Origin of the sequence: Pauljensenia sp. UMB10120 (assembly GCF_030212035.1) — a bacterium.
GTDB classification, from domain to species: Bacteria; Actinomycetota; Actinomycetes; order Actinomycetales; family Actinomycetaceae; genus Pauljensenia; species Pauljensenia radingae_A.
In genome coordinates, this window is record NZ_JASODH010000002.1 from 77,497 (window position 1) to 98,777 (window position 21,281).

The following is a 21,281-nucleotide window of genomic DNA, read 5'->3' on the forward strand; positions in this document are numbered from 1 at the left end:
TGCGCCATGTGTGACCTACGGTCAGTCTACGCGTTTGCGTGGAATCCGCCGTCTGCGTGGGAGTGAGACGCCCTCGCCAATGTCGTTGGAGGACTGGGCGGATGGACGAGGGCGGAGCTTGCGGCCGTATTTGATGTAGCGCTCGCGAATCCAGCACACCAGGACGGCAAGCAGATACAGCGCGATCAGCACCAACGCCTGGATTGTCATCGGCCACGGGCTGGGGAGTGGATTGGCGATTGCGGCGAACACAAAACAGATCATGGTGACCCATCGCCATGCGCGCAGCATTGCGCGAACCGGCAGCAGGCCGAGGAAGTTGAGCAGAACCAGGACCTCCGGGAACAGATACGACAGGCCGAAAATGATGACCAGGCGCATGTAGAAGCTGACGTAGCTGGAGGCCTGCAGCAGGGATACGCCGCCGTCGGGTATGAAGGACTGCAGGATATGGACGGCTTTGGGCGCCACCCACACGCCGGTTGCAGCGCCCGCACAAAACAGTACGACGCCGACCAGGCCGAAGACGGTGATATAGAGTTTTTCGCGTCTGCGCAGGCCGGGAGCGATGAAAGCGCCGATCTGGAAGATCCACCACGGGCACGTGATGATCGTGCCGATCCAGATCGCAACCTGCAGTTTCAGATCGAACGCAGCGCCGATCGTGTGGAAGTTAATCTGGGTGGTCGCCGAGTCGAGAGCGCGCAGCGGCTCTGTCATGAACGCCATGACGGGGTCATACAGGTACCATCCTGCGATGGCTCCCAGGACGATTCCCACCAGCACCATCACAAGGCGTTTGCGCAGTTCACGCAGATGGGCGCTGATGGGCATCCGGCCTGCGGGATTGGACTTCTTCATGCCCGCAGCTCGGACCTAGTTCTGGGAGGGCGCTGGGCTCTCAGGCGTGCCGTTGTCTGGCTGCTGGCCGGTTTGCGGTTGCTGAGATTGCTGCGGGTACTGCGGCATGGGAGCCTGCGCAGATGTGCCGTGCTGCGGAGCCTGCGGCTGCTCGGCCGGGGGCTGCTGAACCGGAGCCTGCGGTTGCGGAGCCTGGGACTGGGGCTGCGCAACCGGCGTGGAGCCATCGTCGTCAGACAGCTCGCGCATCTCTTTCTTGAGAACCTTGGCTGACTGCCCGATCGAGCGCGCAATATCGGGAAGCTTCGAGGCGCCAAACAAAATAATGAGAACGACGATGATGATGACGATGTGGCTGGGCCTCATGGCGTACCTCCAGTGGGATTATCTGCATCCAATTGCTGTATTGAAAGTTTCGTGTCATTGGTCGAGGGCGTCCCATCCGGCACGGACTGCACGGCGTCCTTGAGTGAGGTGGCTGACAGGCCTGCCTGCTTCATCCACTCGTTGATTTCGTCTTGGACAGCTTCTCGAACCATCTGTTTGGGGGAGTACTGCGACAGGTCAAATTCGCGTAACATCTGCAGATTCTTCAGATCCTGAGGCGTCAAGGCAGATGATTCGCTTAACGCGTCGGCTCGAAGCCGGGCCGACCACTGCCGAAACATTGTCAGAGCCTTTTTCAAACCATGCAGAGCCTGTGCCACCGATCGGGGTCCCAGCAGCAACGCCGCCAGTAGTAAAAGAATGACGAATTCAGCTCCGTTGATCCCGAACATGGCACACCCCCTTCAGCTTCTATCCGTTCAGTGTAGACGGTTAGGCCATTTTTCAGCGCCTCAAGACAGCCCGCATTGTGGTCGATGCTCGTCATGAATTAGGTCACGGGCCACGGAACTGACACACTGTATCCATGAAAGAGCACGTATTCACATATGACACCACGTTGCGTGACGGTGCCCAGCAGGAAGGCATCAGCCTGTCAGTTGCTGACAAGATCGAGTGCGTGCGAATTATGGATCGCCTGGGGATCGACTTCATTGAATGCGGATGGCCCGGAGCGATCCCGAAAGACACCGAGTTCTTCAGGCAGGCAGCGCGTCTTGACCTGTCACATTCCTCCCTCGTCGCGTTCGGAGCAACGACGAAAGCCGGAATGAAGGCCAGCAAAGACCCTCAGATTGCGGGGCTCGTTGACAGCGGCGCCAGCGTCATCACTGTCGTTGCCAAATCCGATCCCAGACATGTCACCAGTGCTTTGCGCACAACGCTAGAGGAGAATCTGCGCATGGTGCGCGACACCGTTTCCTACCTGTCGTCACCCGACGCGGTGGGGCGTCCCATCACCGTTATGGTCGACCTGGAGCACTTCTTTGATGGCCTGGCGTGGGACTCACGCGAACGATACCCGATTCAGGTCATGATCGAGGCGGCACGTGCCGGCGCGGCAGCCGTCATTCCCTGCGACACGAACGGCGGAAATCTGCCTGCCACTATTGCGCAGATGATTGAACAGGCTCGGGACGCCCTCGTCAATGACGGACATGAAGATGTGGTGCTGGGAATACATGCCCACAACGACACCGGCTGCGCAGTGGCCAACACGATGGCAGCTGTCGGGGCAGGCGCGCGACAGATCCAGGGAACCATCAATGGTTACGGAGAGCGAACCGGGAATGCAGACCTGCTGACCTGTCTCGCAAACCTGCAGCTCAAGATGGGGTTTGACCTGCTTGGTGACCACGCGCTGACGCACCTGACCTCAACGGCACGCAGCATCGGACACATCGTCAACATTGCGCCGTTCTCGCGCACTCCATACGTGGGGGCTTCCGCCTTCGCGCATAAGGCTGGACTGCACGCATCAGCCATTCGGGTCGATCCTGACCTGTATCAGCACATCGATCCCGAGCAGGTAGGCAACGGCATGAGAATGCTGGTATCGGAGATGGCGGGACGTGCATCGATCGAACTGAAAGCGCAGGAACTGGGCATTGACCTCACCAGTCCTGACGTTGCCACACGACTGGCTCGCATTGTGAAAGAGCGCGAAGCGGACGGCTATATGTACGACGGCGCAGACGCCTCCTTCGAGTTGCTGCTGCGCAACGAGGTTGGAATGCTGCCCCCGTTCGTGGACGTTGAATCGTGGGACGTGTCGACGGGTCAGCGACCTGCTGAGGGACAGCCGCTCTCGAGCACACGCGCTACCGTCACGATCCGCACCCACGCGCGCTACATCCACACCAGCGAAGGAAATGGTCCGGTCAACGCCCTTGATCGTGCGCTGCGCGCCGTACTCACACAGTACAAACCGGAAGCCGCGGTGATTGAACTGAGTGACTTCAAGGTGCATATCCTCGACCAGCATCACGCCGGGACGGCCTCAACGATCCGCGTCCTGATCACCATGAGTGACGGGGAGCGCGAATGGTCCACAGTTGGAATCGGCACCGACATTATCGAGGCGTCATGGGAAGCACTATTCGACGGATACCGCTGGGGACTTCTGCCGCGCTGAGTAAATGACCGGTTTCGCTTTCCGGTTGCCGAGCGTGGATCGCTCCGAACAGCGACAATAGAGACATGCATGGAGAATACAAAGTTCCTGGAGGTAAGCTCGTCGTCCTCGACGTGGAAGTCGACCAGACGGATTCGGACGCCATACTGCGCGATGTACAACTGTCAGGAGACTTCTTCCTGGAACCAGACAGCGCACTGACGCGTATGCGCGATGCCCTGGAAGGCGCCCCAGCCGACATGAGCGCGGCACAGGCCGCTCAGCGTGTTTCTGAAGCCCTGCAGCCCAGCGACAACCTGCTGGGCATCACTCCTGAAGGCGTTGGCATCGCGTTGCGGCGTGCACTGGGTAAAGCACTGAGCTGGGATGACATTGACTTCGACGTCATCCACGGGCCGGTGGTACCTCCAATGGTCAACGTCGCGATGGACGAAACGCTTGCTCAGGATGTCGCCGAAGGGCGCCGCAAACCGTTCATGCGCATCTGGGAATGGGACGATCCGGCTGTTGTGATCGGATCATTCCAGTCCTATGCCAACGAACTGTGGCAGGACGGTATCGACAAATACGGCATTACAGTGTGCCGCCGCATCACCGGGGGCGGCGCAATGTTTATGGAAGCCGGCAACTGTGTGACGTACTCGCTTGTGGTTCCCACCGCCCTGGTCGACGGACTCTCGTTCGCCCAGTCATACGAATTCCTTGACCAATGGGTGATGGAAGCCCTCGAAAAGGTCGGCGTGAAAGCGCGGTACGTACCGCTCAATGACATTGCGTCCGAGGAAGGCAAGATCGGCGGTGCAGCGCAGAAACGATTCGCGAACGGCTACATGGTGCACCACGTGACGATGTCGTATGACATTGATGCAGCCAAGATGCTGGAAGTGATCCGCATCGGCAAAGAAAAGATCCACGATAAGGGGACGCGTTCAGCGGTCAAGAGAGTCGACCCTATGCGCTCGCAGACCGGTAAGGCGCGCGAAGACATCATCGATGCGTTCCTGGGGCATTTCCGCGACAAGTACCACGCGACGGACGGCGAAATCACGCAGCATGATATTGAGATCGCTGAGAACCGGTGCCGTACCAAGTTCGCGACCCACGAGTGGACGTACCGTCTTCCGTAAACTGTCACTATGTACTACCAGTGTGTGCGGTGCAGCAGCACCGCGGAGGCGACGCCCGCGACCTCGATAAAATGTCGATGCGGCGGACTGTGGGATCTGCACGGCGATCTGGAACCGTTCGCGCTCGACACCGTGGATTCCTCGCAGTGGTCACAATTCCGGTATCGTGCGTCGATGATCGGAGTTGGGTCAGATGATTCCACATGGCAGCGCGTCAGCATGGGGGAGGGGATGACCGGCCTCGTCTTTATTGACGAGGGTGTCCTCGGCAAACTGGAATACGCCATGCCGACCCTGTCATTCAAGGATCGAGGGGCGGCCGTGCTGATCACGTGGTGCGCTTCGGTTGGAATCACGCGCGTGGTGCAGGATTCAAGCGGAAATGCCGGATGCGCGATCGCAGCCTACGCTGCACGAGCGGGGATGGAGTGCGAGATCTTCGTGCCGGAAGCGGCATCCGACAAGAAAATCGCGATGATTGAATCCTTTGGCGCGATGGTGCACATTGTGAAAGGCTCGCGCGATCATTGCGCAGATGTCGCGCGAACCTACGTTCGGGAGCGCGATGATGCGTTCTATGCGTCGCATGTTTTCAGCCCCTTTTTCTATGAAGGCACGAAGACCTATGTGTACGAGATCTTTGAACAGTGTGGCGGGAGGCTTCCTGAGGTCCTGCTCATTCCGGTTGGCAACGGCACGCTACTGATCGGCGTGGTTAAGGCGCTTGAACATTTGATGACATCAGGATGCATCGATCATTTTCCGCACATTGTGGCGGTGCAAAGTGAGCGCTGTGATCCGCTGCGCCGTATGGCGGCAGGTGAGGATCTCAGCGATTTCCATGCCACAGCGACGCTTGCCGATGGAATCGCAATTGCAAGGCCTGCACGGGCTGAGCAAATCATGAGATATGCGCGCGCCTGCTCGATTGAATTTCTTGCCGTACATGAGCAGGACATTGTGCGTGCACACAGCGACCTTGCGCACCGCGGAATTTACTGTGAAATCACGTCAGCCGCCAACTATGCGGCATACCGTCAGTATGTCTCGAGTGGTCGAGGTCCGGCTTCATGCATCATTCCGCTATGTGGTTCCGGTGTGAAAGACCACGATCCGGCAGCAGGCTAGTCGCGACGAGGGCGCGGGCCGAACACGTCGGTTCCGATCCGAACGATCGTGGCACCTTCTGCAATTGCCCACTCCAGATCGCGTGACATCCCCATCGACAATTGCAGATCAGGTTCAGGTACACCCAGCTGCCAGGAGGCGGCGTCGCGAATGTCGCGCAGCAAGCAGTATGAGCGACGCACGTCAGATTCGTGATCCGAATTCAGTCCAACCGTCATGAATCCTTCGAGCGTGAGCGCGCTGGACAATTCGATCGCATCCAGCAATGCTGGAACATCGTCAGGTCGGCACCCGCTCTTGGAGTCTTCACCAGACACGTTGACCTGGATAAACACGGGGCGCAGCCCGTTGGCACGTTTATCGAGGTGATCGACCAGACGCTGCGAATCAACCGTTTCGATCAAGTCGGTGCAGGCCAGCGCCTGGTTAATCTTATTGGTCTGCAATGAGCCAATCAGATGAATGCTGGCGCCCGGAACAGTGCGGATCGCCTCCGCGGTAGCGCGGGCTTCCTGAACGCGATTGTGTCCGAGGAGGACAGGCAGGCCTGCCTCGTACAAAGCACGAGCCGCAGCCTGGCAGGTTTGTGCGTCCTGGGTCTTGACAGCAAGCTCGAGTGTCGCAGTATCGGATCGGCCTGCAGCTTCGCAGGCACGGTCGATTCTGTCGCGGACTCGGGCAATGTTGTCGTTGATGCTCACTTGGTCGATACTACGCACTTTGTCCTCGCTATGTAGCCGGTTCTGTTGGAGAAGAACGCCGTGGGACAATAAAGGAAGCAGATAAGGTAAAATGAGCGGGTTTAACTCTAGGAGATCACAGTGCGCACACTCTTGAATATCATCTGGTTCCTGTTGGCCGGTTTTTGGCTCTTCCTCGAATACATCTTCTTCGGCATCATCGCGTGCATCTTTATCATCACGATCCCAGCCGGCGTGGCATGTTTCCGTATGGCGTCCTACGTGATCTGGCCATTTGGCCGCGAGGTCGTCAAGCGGCCGGACGCCGGCGCAGGCTCAACATTCATGAACGTCGTGTGGTTCCTCGTGGCAGGACTATGGCTCACCATCGGACACATCACCACCGCAATCGCACAGTTCGTCACCATCATCGGGATCCCGCTGGCAATTGCCAACCTCAAACTCATCCCCGTGACATGCTTCCCCTTCGGCAAAGAGGTCGTCGATTCGCCTGACGCGAGCATCATCTGACGATGGCGAAGAAAAAGCATCACGGCACCGGCCCGACGCGAGCTGTCGAGGAGCTGACGCAGGCAGGAGTCAACTTCACGCCCCTGCACTATGAGCACCACGCGTCGGCAGCCTCATATGGAGGAGAAGCCGCCGACCAGCTTGATCTGCCGGCACAGCAGGTCTTCAAGACCCTCATGGTGGAAACTTCCGACGGTGAGTTCGTCGTGGCGGCGATTCCAGTAGACCACCACCTGTCACTCAAACTCATTGCGCGTGCAGCGGGCGCTCGCTCGGCAAAGATGGCAGATCCTGCTGTCGCGCAGCGCCGAACCGGGTATGTGGTCGGTGGAATCTCCCCGCTGGGACAGACCACCCGGCACCGCGCCTTCATCGACGAGTCAGCGCTCGCCTACGATGCGATCGCGGTCAGCGGCGGCAAACGCGGATTTTCCGTACTGGTTGCCGCCACTGATCTGGCAGAACTGACAAAAGGCGAATTCGCTCCGCTCATCGCGCTCGACTAGGCGGGCGCGATTCCCGTTGCCCCGCGCCGCTGAGATGCTCAATCCCTGAGCTCCGGAGCCCTGACCTACTGGGCAAGTACGTCACGCAGGTGACGCAGACGCTTGAGCGAGGATTCCTTACCAAGGATTTCCATCGACTCAAACAACGGGGGAGACACCTGCTTGCCGGTCACAGCCACTCTCATGGGTGTGAACGCCAGGCGCGGCTTAATTCCCATTTCATCGACGAGGGCCGAGCGGAGCTTTTCTTCCAGCTTTTCCGTCCCAAAGTCAGCCTCAGTAACCTTTTCGCACTCCTCGATGGCACGGCTGAGGACATCTGCCGCATCATCTTTGAGTTTGCCCTGCGACTTTTCATCGATCTGAAGATCTTTGTCAGCCACAAACAGGAACCCGAGCATGCCGGACGCTTCAGAGAGCACCTGAATGCGTGTCTGGATGAGCGGGGCAGCAGGAACCAGGCGGCGTTGTTCCTCATCGGTGAGTGCATCGAAAGTGTCCGCACTGACTACGCCATCGCGATGAAGGAACGGCACGATGCGGCGGGTGAAATCGTCGATGTCGAGCATGCGGATGTGCTCGGCGTTGATGGCGGTGCACTTCTTCTGATCGAAGCGCGCCGGATTCGGGTTGACATCTTCGATGTCGAACGCCTCAATCATTTCCTCAGCGGAGAAAATGTCATTATCCGGGCTGATCGACCAGCCCAGCAATGCCAGGTAATTCAGCAAGCCTTCACGAATCATGCCGTTTTCGCGGTGCAGCAGCAGATTCGACTTCGGGTCACGCTTGGACAGCTTCTTGTTCCCTTCACCCATCACATAGGGCAGGTGGCCAAAACGCGGCGTGAATGAGGCGATCCCCAGCTCCTCAAGTGCACGGTAGAGCACGATCTGGCGAGGAGTTGACGAGAGCAGATCCTCACCGCGCAGGACGTGTGTGATCTCCATCAGTGCATCGTCGACAGGGTTGACCAGCGTGTACAACGGATGACCGTTGGCACGAACGATGACATAGTCAGGAACCGAACCCGCCTTGAAGGTGATATCGCCGCGCACCAGATCCGTGAACGTGATGTCCTCATCCGGCATGCGCATACGCAGAACAGGTTTGCGCCCTTCAGCACGGAACACCTCTTTCTGCTCCTCGCTCAGATCACGGTCGAAACCGTCGTACCCGAGTTTCGGATCTCGGCCAGCGGCACGGTGACGTTCCTCAACTTCCTCGGGCGTTGAAAACGACTCGTACGCGTATCCGCCTTCCAGCAGTTTCTGTGCGACGTCACGGTAGATGTCCATACGCTCTGACTGACGATAGGGCGCGTGCGGCCCGCCCTTACCGATACCTTCATCCCAGTCCAGTCCCAACCATTCCAGGGAGTCGAGGATCTGCTGGTAGGACTCTTCGGAGTCACGCTGCGCGTCCGTATCTTCAATGCGGAAGACGAACGTTCCGCCGGTGTGACGCGCATACGCCCAGTTGAACAGGCAGGTGCGTACCATTCCGACGTGCGGAGTGCCAGTTGGTGAAGGACAAAAACGGAGGCGAATATCGCGCCCAGTTGCATTCGTGACAGTCATAGTGCTGCCTATTCTACCGTTGAAACGGTGCCCAGGAAAATACCAGGTCACCGGTTGCGGATCGTCCTTTATGCCTGCGATGTGCCAGGTATGGAGCGGCGCCCTCGTATCATGTAGACCACTGCGACGATCACAGCCAACAAAATGAATCCAACGACCAGAGCCTGGGCTGAGGCGAAGCCGCGGAACCATTCGCTGGGCGTATGTCCCACAGCAGCTCCGCTGGCGAAGAAGACGGCAGTGACAACAGCATTACCGATGGCAGTCGTGATGCGCTGGGCGGTCTGGACCATGCCACCGGCCGTACCTCCGTGAGCCGCCGGAACTTCCAGCATGGACTGTGTCTGGTTGACCGAGCCCATCATGCCCAGTCCGATACCGACGGGCGTGATGGGCAGAGTCAGCCATGCCGGGTGCCACCCCAGATTGGCCACACCGTACGCTACAGCGACGGTGGCCAGAACCGAGCCGATGACGATCAGCAGCGCGACGACCTGCAGCACGCGACCCTTCTCGATCGCGTGGCGTGAAGCGAACACCGCGAAGTAGGCTGAAATCACGGCGTTGGGTAGGCCGATCAGGCCGGTGAACAGAGCAGTCTGCCCCAGTCCCTGCTGTACGAACAGTGCGATGAGCACGAAGATGGAGGTGGAGCCCAGGAACTGCAGTGCGGAGATTGCCGTGCAGTAACTGAATGAGCTGATCTTGAACAGTTTGAGGTTCACCATCGGGATGCGGCCGCGGCGCTCGTAGGTGTGTTCCCACCACACCCATGCAGTCAGAACAAGCACGGCGGCAGGCAGCAGCCACATTCGCCAGGACGCGTGCATCGTAAACGGCATCATGATCAGGAATACGCCTATGCACAGTGTGATCATGCCGACAGGGTCGAGATCCAGGGTGCGACCGCGTCGCTTCGAAGCAGGACGCCCCGCGACAATTTCCCGACGGCGGTACTCTTCGCGTGCTTTCTTGCGATTCGGGCCGATGGTGCGTCGCTCCTTTGAGAAGGCCAGCCACCGGAAGGCAAGGAAAAGTCCGAGCAGGCCGATTGGAGTGTTGATCGCGAACGCGTAGCGCCACCCTGGATCATTGCCAAAGATCGCTACCGTAGCGCCGGAAATTAGCGGTCCGGCTGCAACCGATGCAGAAATGGTCAACCCCATCAGGCCGAAAGCTTTGGCGCGCGCACGTCCATCGAAGTACTGCTGGATCATTCCGTTGACCTGAGGCGAAAATACTCCCGCTCCCACCGCCTGAAGAATCCGCATGGCGTTCAGCATGACGGTGTCAGTTGCCAGTGCGCAGGCCAGGCAGCCAGCGCTGAAAATCGCCAGCCCGATGACGAACATCATGGAGCGTCCGACAAGGTCACCGATACGTCCTGCGGGCACCAAAATGATGCCGTAGACCAGCGCGTAGCCAGCCAGCACCCACTGAATGCCTGACGAGGTGGCTCCCAACGTCTCCTGGATAGCGGGGAGCAGCGTATTGACTGCTGAAACCTGAAGCAATGCCATGACCAGCGGTATAAGGATGGCAATGAGCATTCTGTTGCGGTCATATTGTCGATCTGATCCCGGTACCGTGAAATAGCGTGAAGTCGCCACTTAACCTTCTTCCACACACAGTAATCTGAACGGCTGATCAACGAGGGCCGACCATCCATTTTAAGGCGCGTCCAGGAAGGTGACAATGAGGAAGAACAAAACGTTGTCAGTCTGACATTGTGCATGACACGGTTCACTGTACATGTCAGGTGCGCGCAAGCAATTGAGCGAGTACCCGCACAGGCAGCGACACTGAGTCCGGTGGCGGGGGACAGAAGCAGACGACGGGGACAGCATCGAGTGACGGGCGTGAAGTGCGTGAAGAGCATTAGCATGGTGCTGAATGAATGAAGGAGTATGTTCCATGAAACCTGTGCTGCCTGACCGCTCACCTGAAGAGAACTGGACCATTGGATCGCTCAAATGGACAGGCATTCGCACTGCCAGCGGTGAGCCAACACTGGGTGCATGGGTCGCTGAGATGGATTTTGGTACCGCTCCACCGGTTGTCGAGGCGATGAAGAAAGCGATCGATGACGGCTTGCTCGGATACCAGCCGACATGGCTGGATGGCGCGGTGCGAGACGCCCTCGTCGATTTTCAGCAACGCCGATTCGGCTGGACACTTGATCCAACATGCGTGCGCACGGTCCAGTCCGTCTTGCCAGCCCTTGATGTCGTGTTGCGCTCGATGATCCCCGAGGGGAGCCGAGTCATTGTACCGACCCCTGCCTACATGCCCTTCCTGACGATGCCCGGTGTCGCTGGGCATCCCATCGTTGAAGTCCCCGCTGTTCGTGTTCCATTCAGTGACGAGGGAGACCTGCGCAGTGGGGGTGAATGGCAACTCGATGTGGAAGCGATCGGCCGAGAAGCCCGTCAGGGTGGTGCACTGCTGATCTTGTGCAATCCGTGGAATCCGACGGGGCGTGCCTTTCGGCGTTACGAACTGGAAGCGTTGTGGGAAGCGATTCGCGATACGGATGTGATGATTTTTGCCGATGAGATCCACAGTCCGCTGGTCCTGACAGATCCCACGAGTCACTTCTCATGTGCGCGCTTGAATGATGAGGTGGCGGCGCGCACGATCACGGCGACAGCTGCATCGAAGGGATGGAACATTGCGGGACTTCCCTGCGCACAAATCATCGTGACTGATGACGCTTTGCGTGAACAATGGGACGAATCCTGCGGCCAGATTGGTCACCTGACAAACTCATTGGGGGCGATCGGAACAATTGCTGCCTACCGCGACGGTGACCCGTGGCAGGACGTGGTGCGTGAGGAGGTTGCGTCGAATATGACGCTCGCGCATGAAGCACTGTCAGACACTCTGGTCGACTTTGTCAGTCCTGAAGCGACATACCTGACATGGTGGGGGCTGGATGCGTATGACTGGTCAGGCGTGCATAGTCCTGCTGCTTTCCTGCGTGAGAACGCTCGGGTGGGTGTCAATGCCGGTGCGACTTTGGGAACCGGATACGAGAACTGGATCCGCGTCAACCTGGCGTGTTCGAAGGCGAATGCGCGTCGAATAATCGACGCGATTGTTTCAGTGCTGCCTCGAACACGGTGAGGTTAAGTCTTAACAAACACCTGCTTATGCACATGAGATGCTCTGCACTTTTCCGAGAAAGTGCACTCGTGTGCTGACCGTCAATTTCATTGAGGCCTAGATTGTTAGGATAAATGTGATTGCAGCGTCGCAGTTAGGCTGTTGGGCGATGTGGTGGCCGCGCGCGAAGGAGCAGATATGAGCAAGAAGTCAATCGGCGTAGGTGTCATCTCACTGGGATGGATGGGGCGTCTTCACACACGGTCGTTCAAGGCGCTTCAGGAGAAGTATCCGGAAATTGAAGTCGATATCAAGCTGGTGGTGTGCTGCGATGTTGTGGAAAGCAACCGTCAGTTCGCAGTTGACAACTTGGGATTTGAAAAGGCTGTGGAGGACTACCGAGATGTTCTGAGTGACCCGGAGGTCGACGTTGTGTCGATCTGTGCGCCCAACTTCCTTCACCACGAGATCGCGATGGCCACGATCGAGGCAGGCAAACCTTTCTGGATCGAAAAGCCGATGGGGATCTCCGCTCGGGAATCCAAAGAAATTGCGCGAGGGGCTCAATCTGCAGGCCTGATTACCTCCGTCGGATTCAACTACCGCCATGCTCCTGCCATTGAAATGGCGCGCGCGATCGTTGCGGAGGGCGCAATCGGTCGTATCACGAATGCCCGCGTGTGGCTGATTGCAGACTATGCCTCGAGTCCCGACGGGCCGCTGACGTGGCGTTACGCGAAGGAAAAGGCCGGAGCAGGAGTCATCCTCGATTTGCTCGGACACGGAGCCGACCTGGTGCAGTACGTTTTGAAGGACCGCTTTACCGCTGTTACAGCGCAGACAGGACTGTTCATCACGGAGCGTCCGATTCCCCTTGAACAGGGTATGGGACATGCCACGGTGCAGGTATCCGACCAGAAAGGTCCAGTGGGCAATGAAGACTACGTCGCAGTTCTGGGCATCCTCGAATCAGGCACCCTGGTCACGATGGAGTCCTCGCGCGTGAGCGTGGGACCGCGCGCCGAATACATTATCGAGGTCTACGGCACCGACGGCTCATTGCGGTGGAACTTTGAAGATCTGAACAGACTGCAGATCTGCATCGGAAACGATCATGGATTCCAGCAAGGATATGTCGACGCGATGACCGGCCCCGATTACCCCGGATTTAGCCGCTTCCAGCCGGGAGCTGGAACATCAATGGGCTTCGATGACCTGAAAGTGGTCGAGGCCGCGCAGTTCATCCAAGGTGTGCTCGACAATAAGCAGTACGGGCCATCTGCCGGTGATGGTTGGGCGGCAGCTGAAGTCGATGATGCCATCGAAAAGTCTGCTGCAGACCGGACATGGCATGAAGTAGCGCCAGTTGATGCTGTGACGACCTTTGACCAAGACGGCGTTCTGCATCTTTGATCCACGTACCGCGGATAGCGGCGACGAAGTCACGCGCAACTCACTGGAGAGAGCGGCCGGTGGTGTGCTCTCACGATCATGCCGGAAACCTCCAACCGGTCACTGGAAGAGATCGAAGAGCACATGCAGAAGATCTACTCGTGAGAACAGATCGCTCTGAAACCTGATTCAATCGTTGTTGAGGCAGCTGCGGCTGCCTCAACAACTGCGTTCGGGTCAGTGGGGGCGTCAGCAAACGACAGGTCGGATACGACACTCATCCCGCACACGCGCACACCCAACGCATGCAAAGTGATCGCCTCCATCACCGTCGACATGCCCACGCAGTCGGCACCCGTCGACATGAGCCAGCGGCCCTCGGCAAGCGTCTGATACTCGGGTCCGCGCATACATGCGTAGATACCTCGGCGCTGACAATGCTGAGCGAGGATATCGGTCAGTTCACGATTCCACACGCTGGTCACATCCACGAATATTGGCCCGTTAAACGGGGAATATCCTGAGAAATTCAGGTGATCATCAATGGCCATGACGTCGCCCAGCTGCCACTGGCGCACACATCCGTTCGCGTTGCACAACAGGGCAGTGTGAACACCGGTTGCGGCAGCCGCCCTCGAACATGCGGTGACACACGCGGGGGAGACGCCCTCGTACAAATGCGTACGACCCAGAGCAATAAGCACATTCAATGCGCCGACTCGCACCGAGTGGATCGTGTTGACGTGTCCATCAGCCACGGGAGCCTCAACCCCCGGAATGTCGGAAAGTGCGAACGAGCGGCACTGAGAATCCGGCGCGTCGATCACAGCATCCAGTGCATGTGCCAGACCCGAGCCGAGCACCACGAACAGGTCATGGTGGTCACGCCCCGACAGCTCCGCAATAGCGCGGGCCCCGTCCTGGGCCTGCTGATCCAGAAGAACGCTGCGGATCGACTCGTCAGACATGGTCAGTCCTCACTTTCCTGAGCGCCGTCAGCGTAAGTGCGGGCACCGGCCTCCTCCTGTTTGCGCACACGCGAACGACTGGTCAGCAAATAGCCGGCAAAACCGATCAGCATGGCCAGCAGGATCCCGATATTCGAGTACGCCCAGTCGCCCTCGCGGCCACCGATCGGGCCGAGCAGGTAGCCCTGCCATGACAGCCAGCTGGCGGCGTTGTTGACCACCAGGCCCCAACCCACGAATGTTGCAGCAGCCAGGGAGGCGATCGCGCCCCAGTTCACGGACCCGTACACGCCGGAGGAGCGGAACAAATCAGGTTCGTTGTAGTCGGAGCGACGCAGCAGAATATCAGCGATCATGACGCCACCCCAGCCCGCGATGACCACGCCGAGCGTGGTGAGGAAGCCGGTGAATGGGTCAATGAAGTTCGCGGAGAAGAACACGACGGCGATTGTGCCAACCAGCATGATGGTGCCGTCCAGAGCGGTGGCAACCGGACGCTTGATGGGCACACCCGTCGCCAGCAGCGACAGGCCCGACGAATAGATGTCCATGACGATGCCTCCGACCAGACCAAGGATCGCGACAAGGGCGAACGGAATGAGGAACCAGGTCGGCAAAATAGTGGTCAGCGCGCCGATCGGATCCAGGTTGATTGCCTGTCCCAGCGACTCATCGGACCCAACGAGCAACAGACCGAAGATCACGAGGACAACAGTGGGCAGAGTGGCACCGAAGGTGGTCCAGCCGACCACGCCGCCGGTAGATGCCCGACGGGGAAGGTAACGCGAGTAATCGGCGGCCGCGTTGATCCAGCCGAATCCGAAACCGGCGAGAAGCATGCACAGTGCGCCGAGCATTGCGGAGAACGGGCCGGACGGCAGAGCGGAAATCGCGCTGAGATCGATGGTGGGAATGGTCAGTGCTAGGTAGATGACAGTCAGGATCGCCGTCAACCAGGTGATCCAGGTCTGCACCTTCATGATGGTGTCGAACCCGAGGATGCCGGCACCGCCTGCGATGGCGACAACGAGTACCAGTGAAATGATCTGCGCGGCAACATGATTGTGCATGCCGAGGGCACCCATCACCGTCGCGGACGCCTGCGTGGCAATGATGCACAGGAACATTTCCCAGCCCACCGTCAGAATCCATGAAATCGCGGCGGAAATGCGGTTGCCGTTCACACCGAATGCCGCGCGTGACAAAACAAGTGTCGGGGCAGACCCACGCTTACCTGCAATGGCGATGACACCGCAGGTCAGGAATGAGAACGTGATGCCGACGATGGAGACGATAACGGCCTGTGTAAAGGAAATGCCGAACCCGAGCACCCATGCGCCCCATGAGATTCCCAGGACGGAGATGTTCGCAGCGAACCACGGCATGAACAGATCTGATGGTTTGCCTTTACGATCCGACTCAGGAATGACATCCAGGCCGGCCATCTCAACGGACAGGCCCTGTTCCTTCTGTGTCTGTACTGCATGCGGTGCCCCAGCGTTGGGTGCGATTGGCTCAGTGGAACTCACGATTGCTTCCTTCAACGTGACCAATGGGATGCGAAAGAGTCAGGACCGGAACTTACGTGTGAGGTATCGGCCTCAGGCGATCGGATTCGTCAGCGTTCCAATCCCGTCTATTTCGACACTGATCGTATCACCACGCTGTAGCTCTCCCACCCCTGCTGGCGTGCCTGTCAGTACAACATCTCCCGCCTTGAGGGTGATGGATTGGGAGATGAACGAGATCAAGTCGTACACCGGACGGATCATGAAAGAAGTTGAGACGTCCTGCACAACTGTGTCACGCAGAACGGTGCGCAGATGAGCGTTGCCGACTGAGAACTCATCATCTGCCTGAGGAATCAGGATCCACGGACCCAGAGGACACGAGGTGTCAAAGCCTTTCGCACGCGTCCACTGCCCGTCGCTGCGTTGCTTATCGCGTGCTGTCACATCGTTGGCGCAGGTGAACCCCAAAATATGTGCCGGCACATCCTGGGGTGCGACCTGTGAACATGTCGACCCGATAATGACAGCCAGCTCCCCCTCGTAATGCACATTTGATGACCACGAGGGGTACTTGATCGTCTCACCAGGCCCGATGATGGCGGTCGATGGCTTAAAGAACAGCAGTGGCTCCTGTGGTGCCTCCCCGCCCATCTCCTGAATGTGGTCAGCGTAGTTCTTCCCGACAGCAACCACCTTGGCCGTGGCTACCTCAGTGGGAGCGAGCAGGCGAACCGACGTCACATCGTAGTTCGTGGCTTGCAGCGGGGGAGTCAGCTCCCCCTCGAAAGGCGCACCCGCCAGGCGAGTGATTGTTGTGCAATCACCATTCAGGACCCCCCAGGCGGGGGAGTGGAAATTCGGATCAATGTAGTGTGCAATGCGCATACTGTACTGTAACGTACATCACGCCTGAATCTTCCTGGATGACGCGTCCTACTCCTGACGCGACTTGGTCCACACGTCGGTGGGAACGTCCGCAGGAAGGTGCGGATTATCCACTCCGACAAACACCGGGTCCTTGACGCCCGCCTTGCGTTGGTCCTCATAGTCGCTTAGCGCTCCGAACGCCCATTTACCCAGAACGACGAGGGCGACCAGGTTCGTCACTGTCATGATCGCCATTGCAATATCCACGGCGTTCCACACCAATGGAAGCTGGGCAACTGCACCGATGACGACGGAGGCCACTGACACGGTGCGCACCATCCACGTGGCCCAGGGGCGCTTCGTCACGAACGCCATGTTGACATCGGAGTACACGTAGGCCGCGATGATGGAGGAGAACGCCAGGACAAAGATCATCAGTGCCATCGGCACGGTGTTCCACGCGCCGAGCTTGTCGGCAACGGCCAGAGCAGTCAGGTTCGAGGGGTTGACGCCTTCAGCGCTCCACACCGAAGGTCCTGCAATGAGGATGACGAATGCGGTTGCCGTACACACGATGATTGTGTCGACAAAGACACCCAGGGACTGGATCAGGCCCTGCTTGACAGGGTGGGAAACGGTTGCGGTTGCGGCCGCGTTCGGCGCGGTGCCCTGACCGGCCTCGTTGGAGAACAGGCCGCGTTGAACACCGTTGATCACTGCAGCCATGATGCCGCCGGCCAGGCCGCCCACCACAGGTTGAGGTGCGAATGCGGAACGGAAAATCATCGACAGCACATTGCCGATCTCGCCTGCGTTCATGATGCAGATAATGAAGACCATCACCAGATATATCAGAGCCATGATCGGTGCCATCCACTCGGTCACCCGAGCCACGGAGCGGATGCCGCCGTAGATGACAGGTGCTGCAAATGCCAGCAGGAATGCTGCGATGACCCACTTGCTCATCGGAGTGGCGGCGGCCATTGTCTCCGCAATCGCGTTGGACTGAACGGATGTAATAACGAATGCGCAGGTGAGCAGCGTGATGATGGCGAAAATGTTCGCCAGGGGTTTGCTCTTCATACCCAGATGCATGTAGTAGGCCGGGCCACCGCGATACGTACCATCAGCGTCCCTCACCTTGAAGACCTGCGCGAGGGTCGCTTCCACGAATGCGGTGGACATGCCAACCGCTGCCACGATCCACATCCAAAAGATTGCGCCTGGTCCGCCCAGCAGGAGTGCTGCGGCTACGCCGAAGACGTTGCCGACGCCGACGCGGGCTGCCAGTGAAATGGTGAAAGCCTGGAATGATGAGATCCCGCCTTTGGAGTCCTGACGGGATGACCCCACGGTCTTGACCATGTGACCAAAGAGGCGAACCTGCACGGCGCGGGTGCGAACTGTCAGGTAGATACCGACACCAATAAGGATCCACATGGTGATGTGACCGGTGATCCAATCCGCAACGACCTTGATCATATCGGCAATTTCCACGTCGAGCTCCTCTCTCATCTCATCGCGTGATGGGCACTTTAGTTAACAAAGCGGTTCTCATCTTTCCACAGGACGCGGATATCATGTTTGCGTCATCCTCCATGTGAGACTGCGGCAAGTAATGACACAATGGCGTGTATGAGTGCCCCGCTGAACGAACTGCTCGACGACCTGGAAGATGCCGGACATCTGGACGACCCCGATGAACTGGTGCGCGCGTTCCAGTCGTGGGCGGCATCAACGGGCAGACCCCTGTACCCGCATCAGGAGCAGTCACTGCTGGAGATCGTGATGGGCAATCACGTCATCGCAGCCACGCCCACCGGTTCAGGTAAATCCATGATCGCCCTGGCCGCACATTTCGTTTCCCTGGCTCATTCGGGCCGCTCCTATTACACGGCACCGCTCAAAGCGCTGGTCTCAGAAAAGTTTTTCGACCTGGTCGAGCTGTTCGGTGCGCACAACGTCGGCATGGTCACGGGGGATGTCTCGCTCAACCCGCTTGCACCGATCGTGTGCTGCACCGCCGAAATTCTGGCGAACCAGTCCCTTCGCGAGGGCGATGCGCTCGATGCCGACATGATCATCATGGATGAGTTCCACTTCTACGCCGACCCGGAGCGCGGCTGGGCCTGGCAGGTGCCGCTGCTGGAACTGACCGCCCCACAGTTCATTGCCTTGTCGGCCACACTCGGTGACACCACCCGTTTTCAGGAACAGTGGAAAGAACGCACCGGTCGGGACGTCGCCCTCGTCGACAATGCGCAACGACCCGTGCCACTCGAGTTCGACTATGTGGTCGAGGACGTGCGCACCTGCGTGGAGCGCCTCCTGAAAGAGGGACGCTGGCCGGTCTACATTGTGCACTTTTCGCAAAATGACGCCGTCTCAACTGCTGCCGCGTTTGATCGGGCCTCCCTGATCAGCGACGATCAAAAGAAGCAGATCAGCCGCATCCTCAGGACTGTCTCCTTTGCACGCGGATTCGGGCAGCAGTTGCGCGGACTGCTCGCACAGGGGATCGGTGTGCATCATGCGGGGATGCTGCCGCGCTACCGCCGACTAGTCGAGCGCCTGACGCAACAGGGACTCCTGGCTATTGTGTGCGGCACTGACACGCTGGGTGTGGGGATCAACGTGCCGATCCGCACCGTGCTGATCACGTCGCTGGTGAAATTCGACGGGCGGCGCATGCGCCACCTGTCGGCACGCGAATTTCATCAGATTGCCGGCAGAGCAGGGCGCGCGGGATACGACACCGTTGGATTTGTCCGCGTTCTCGCTCCCGAACATGAGGTGGAGGCTGCGCGCGAAAAGGCTCGGCTCAGCGCCGCGCAGGAAGCGGCCCGTCAGGCGCGCGATGAGGCAGCTGCGAAGAAGGCCGCCAAGAAGTCGGCTAAACGCTCCACGAAAGCACCCGCGAAGGGTCAGATTTCATGGACGAGGTCAACGTTTGAACGTCTGCGTGATGCAGAACCCGAACGTCTCCAGTCACATTTTGCGATCAGTCACTCGATGGTGCTTAACGTGCTGGCAGGGCAGCGTCATGACCCCGCTGCGCACCTCATTGAACTGGCTCGCACGAACGACGACCCGCCGCGCGACTCCAATCCGCATATGCGCGCACTCGCAGACATTTACCGCTCCTTGCGGCAGGCCGGCGTCATCGACCATGTCTCCACTGAGCAGGCTGAATCTGATGGGATGGCGCGTGTGCGTCTGGTGCGTGACCTGCCTGATGACTTCGCACTCAACCAGCCCCTCTCGCCGTTCGCGCTGGCAGCGCTGGACCTGCTGGACGCGCAATCACCCACATACGCCCTGGATGTCGTCTCAGTTGTCGAATCAGTGCTGGAAGATCCTCGTCCGCTGCTGGCCGCTCAGCAGCGCATGGCGCGCTCGAAGGCGATGGCCGCGATGAAGGCAGAGGGCCTCGAATATGACGAGCGGATGGAAGCGTTGGCCGAGGTGACGTGGCCGCAACCTCTGGCTGATCTGCTTGAAGACGCGTTCCGTACCTACGTGCAGACGAATCCGTGGGTCGGGGACCAGCACATTTCACCCAAGTCTGTTGTGCGCGACATGATCGAACACGCGATGACATTCACGCAGCTTGTCTCCCGCTATGACGTGGCGCGTTCCGAAGGCGTGATCCTGCGGTATCTGACCGATGCATACCGTTCATTGCGGCAGGTGTTGCCCGACCGGGTTGTCACCGAGGAAGTGGCAGCGATCATGGAGTGGCTCTCGCACCTCATCCGCGCCATTGACTCTTCTCTGCTGGACGAATGGGAATCCCTGGCATCTGGGCAGCGTCGCGAGGAGGGTGAGGATGATGCGTCAGGACAGGAAGTCGCGTTTGGAGCCAGCGAGGACGGAACAGTTGCCTTCAGCGCCAACCGTCATGCCATGCGCACCGCCGTGCTGCGTGCACTGTTCGAACGCGTGGAGTTGATGAGTCGAGACGATGTGGACGCTCTGGCGCGTCTGGACAGCTGGTGCGGATGGGATGAGGAGCGCTGGGATCATGCGCTGGAACGATACTGGGCGGAGTACGACTGGATCGGGATTGATCAGAATGCGCGGTCAGGCGCCCTCGTCAATTTGAATGAAAATCCGAGCGAGGCTGAACTACTGGCAGTTGGCGTGCCTGACGAACTGGTGGGGTCGAACCTGTGGCTGGTTGAGCAGACGTTGGATGATCCCAACGGTGATGGCGACTGGCGCATCGTGGCCGTCGTGGACGTGGATGCGACCGACGAGGCGAACCGGGTTGTCCTGCATATTGTGGACGTAGGGCCGCGGTAGGTGAGCTGTTCCACGTCCGTAGGATTTGTCAGGAGAGCCCGCGTCGGGTAGTGTTTTCTTTCGTTGCAGGCATAGTTTCAGTACTGTGAGTGCAACCAACGCCATGGGGTATGGTGTAATTGGCAGCACGAGTGATTCTGGTTCACTTAGTCTAGGTTCGAGTCCTGGTACCCCAGCGGATTCGGCCATTTTCTTGCCG

The 21,281-nt window shown here is 58.8% G+C and carries 18 protein-coding genes and 1 tRNA gene; 9 read left to right on the forward strand and 10 right to left on the reverse strand.

The window, feature by feature from the left end; translation table 11 throughout:
* Positions 1-21: 21 nt before the first annotated feature.
* Genes tatC through QP093_RS02155 form a run of 3 tightly spaced genes read right to left on the reverse strand, consistent with a single transcriptional unit; the run spans position 22 to position 1,640 of the window.
* A complete protein-coding gene (tatC, locus tag QP093_RS02145; protein WP_285014397.1) occupies positions 22-861 on the reverse strand; it encodes a twin-arginine translocase subunit TatC in 840 nt (279 codons plus the stop codon).
* A gap of 15 nt (positions 862-876) precedes the next feature.
* On the reverse strand, positions 877-1,227 hold the full coding sequence (gene tatA / locus QP093_RS02150; protein ID WP_285014399.1) for a Sec-independent protein translocase subunit TatA: 351 nt from the start codon (positions 1,225-1,227) through the stop codon (positions 877-879).
* Positions 1,224-1,640: a twin-arginine translocase TatA/TatE family subunit gene (locus tag QP093_RS02155; protein ID WP_285014401.1), complete on the reverse strand. Its 417-nt coding sequence runs from the start codon at positions 1,638-1,640 to the stop codon at positions 1,224-1,226. Before QP093_RS02155 ends, tatA begins: the two co-directional genes overlap by 4 nt.
* Before the next feature lie 134 nt (positions 1,641-1,774).
* On the opposite strand from QP093_RS02155, the gene cimA reads away from it, so the two are divergent.
* From cimA to QP093_RS02170, 3 genes are all read left to right on the forward strand, one after another.
* On the forward strand, positions 1,775-3,382 hold the full coding sequence (cimA, locus tag QP093_RS02160; RefSeq protein WP_058236306.1) for a citramalate synthase: 1,608 nt from the start codon (positions 1,775-1,777) through the stop codon (positions 3,380-3,382).
* Positions 3,383-3,447: 65 nt separating this feature from the next.
* The gene (gene lplB / locus QP093_RS02165) at positions 3,448-4,509 is read left to right on the forward strand and encodes a lipoate-protein ligase small subunit (protein WP_285014403.1); all 1,062 of its coding nucleotides are present in this window, start codon (positions 3,448-3,450) and stop codon (positions 4,507-4,509) included.
* 174 nt (positions 4,510-4,683) lie between these two features.
* A complete protein-coding gene (locus QP093_RS02170; RefSeq protein ID WP_285014405.1) occupies positions 4,684-5,637 on the forward strand; it encodes a pyridoxal-phosphate dependent enzyme in 954 nt (317 codons plus the stop codon).
* On the opposite strand, the gene QP093_RS02175 is transcribed toward QP093_RS02170, so the two are convergent.
* Complete coding sequence (locus QP093_RS02175; protein ID WP_058236309.1) at positions 5,634-6,338, reverse strand: YggS family pyridoxal phosphate-dependent enzyme; 705 nt, start codon at positions 6,336-6,338, stop codon at positions 5,634-5,636. The two genes, QP093_RS02170 and QP093_RS02175, sit on opposite strands and share 4 nt — an antisense overlap.
* A 120-nt stretch (positions 6,339-6,458) precedes the next feature.
* Between QP093_RS02175 and QP093_RS02180 the strand changes: the two genes are divergently transcribed.
* Together QP093_RS02180 and ybaK are read left to right on the forward strand one after the other, a co-directional pair.
* Complete coding sequence (locus QP093_RS02180; protein WP_058236310.1) at positions 6,459-6,848, forward strand: YccF domain-containing protein; 390 nt, start codon at positions 6,459-6,461, stop codon at positions 6,846-6,848.
* A gap of 2 nt (positions 6,849-6,850) precedes the next feature.
* Positions 6,851-7,354, forward strand: a complete 504-nt coding sequence (gene ybaK / locus QP093_RS02185; RefSeq protein WP_058236311.1) for a Cys-tRNA(Pro) deacylase — start codon at positions 6,851-6,853, stop codon at positions 7,352-7,354.
* A gap of 65 nt (positions 7,355-7,419) precedes the next feature.
* Here the strand turns inward: ybaK and gltX are convergent, their stop codons facing one another.
* A complete protein-coding gene (gltX, locus tag QP093_RS02190) occupies positions 7,420-8,934 on the reverse strand; it encodes a glutamate--tRNA ligase (RefSeq protein WP_070725099.1) in 1,515 nt (504 codons plus the stop codon).
* A 68-nt stretch (positions 8,935-9,002) separates the two neighbouring features.
* Positions 9,003-10,544 carry an MFS transporter gene (locus QP093_RS02195; RefSeq protein WP_285014409.1) on the reverse strand — a complete coding sequence of 514 codons (1,542 nt, stop codon included), beginning with the start codon at positions 10,542-10,544 and terminating at the stop codon, positions 9,003-9,005.
* A gap of 304 nt (positions 10,545-10,848) precedes the next feature.
* On the opposite strand from QP093_RS02195, the gene QP093_RS02200 reads away from it, so the two are divergent.
* Entirely contained in the window at positions 10,849-12,060 is a 1,212-nt protein-coding gene (locus QP093_RS02200) for a MalY/PatB family protein (protein WP_285014411.1), read from the forward strand.
* A 177-nt stretch (positions 12,061-12,237) separates the two neighbouring features.
* Complete coding sequence (locus QP093_RS02205) at positions 12,238-13,452, forward strand: Gfo/Idh/MocA family protein (protein WP_285014413.1); 1,215 nt, start codon at positions 12,238-12,240, stop codon at positions 13,450-13,452.
* A 134-nt stretch (positions 13,453-13,586) separates the two neighbouring features.
* Here the strand turns inward: QP093_RS02205 and QP093_RS02210 are convergent, their stop codons facing one another.
* The 4 genes from QP093_RS02210 to QP093_RS02225 form a co-directional block, all read right to left on the reverse strand.
* A complete protein-coding gene (locus tag QP093_RS02210; RefSeq protein ID WP_285014414.1) occupies positions 13,587-14,399 on the reverse strand; it encodes a purine-nucleoside phosphorylase in 813 nt (270 codons plus the stop codon).
* Between the two features lie 2 nt (positions 14,400-14,401).
* Positions 14,402-15,844 (reverse strand): purine-cytosine permease family protein, encoded by a 1,443-nt coding sequence (locus QP093_RS02215; protein ID WP_285014712.1) that lies wholly within the window; start codon positions 15,842-15,844, stop codon positions 14,402-14,404.
* Between the two features lie 156 nt (positions 15,845-16,000).
* Entirely contained in the window at positions 16,001-16,795 is a 795-nt protein-coding gene (locus QP093_RS02220; protein WP_285014416.1) for a fumarylacetoacetate hydrolase family protein, read from the reverse strand.
* Between the two features lie 48 nt (positions 16,796-16,843).
* The gene (locus QP093_RS02225) at positions 16,844-18,292 is read right to left on the reverse strand and encodes an alanine/glycine:cation symporter family protein (protein ID WP_285014418.1); all 1,449 of its coding nucleotides are present in this window, start codon (positions 18,290-18,292) and stop codon (positions 16,844-16,846) included.
* 120 nt (positions 18,293-18,412) lie between these two features.
* On the opposite strand from QP093_RS02225, the gene QP093_RS02230 reads away from it, so the two are divergent.
* Positions 18,413-21,082 carry a DEAD/DEAH box helicase gene (locus QP093_RS02230; RefSeq protein WP_285014420.1) on the forward strand — a complete coding sequence of 890 codons (2,670 nt, stop codon included), beginning with the start codon at positions 18,413-18,415 and terminating at the stop codon, positions 21,080-21,082.
* A gap of 104 nt (positions 21,083-21,186) precedes the next feature.
* Positions 21,187-21,258 (forward strand) — tRNA-Gln (locus QP093_RS02235).
* Positions 21,259-21,281: the final 23 nt, after the last annotated feature.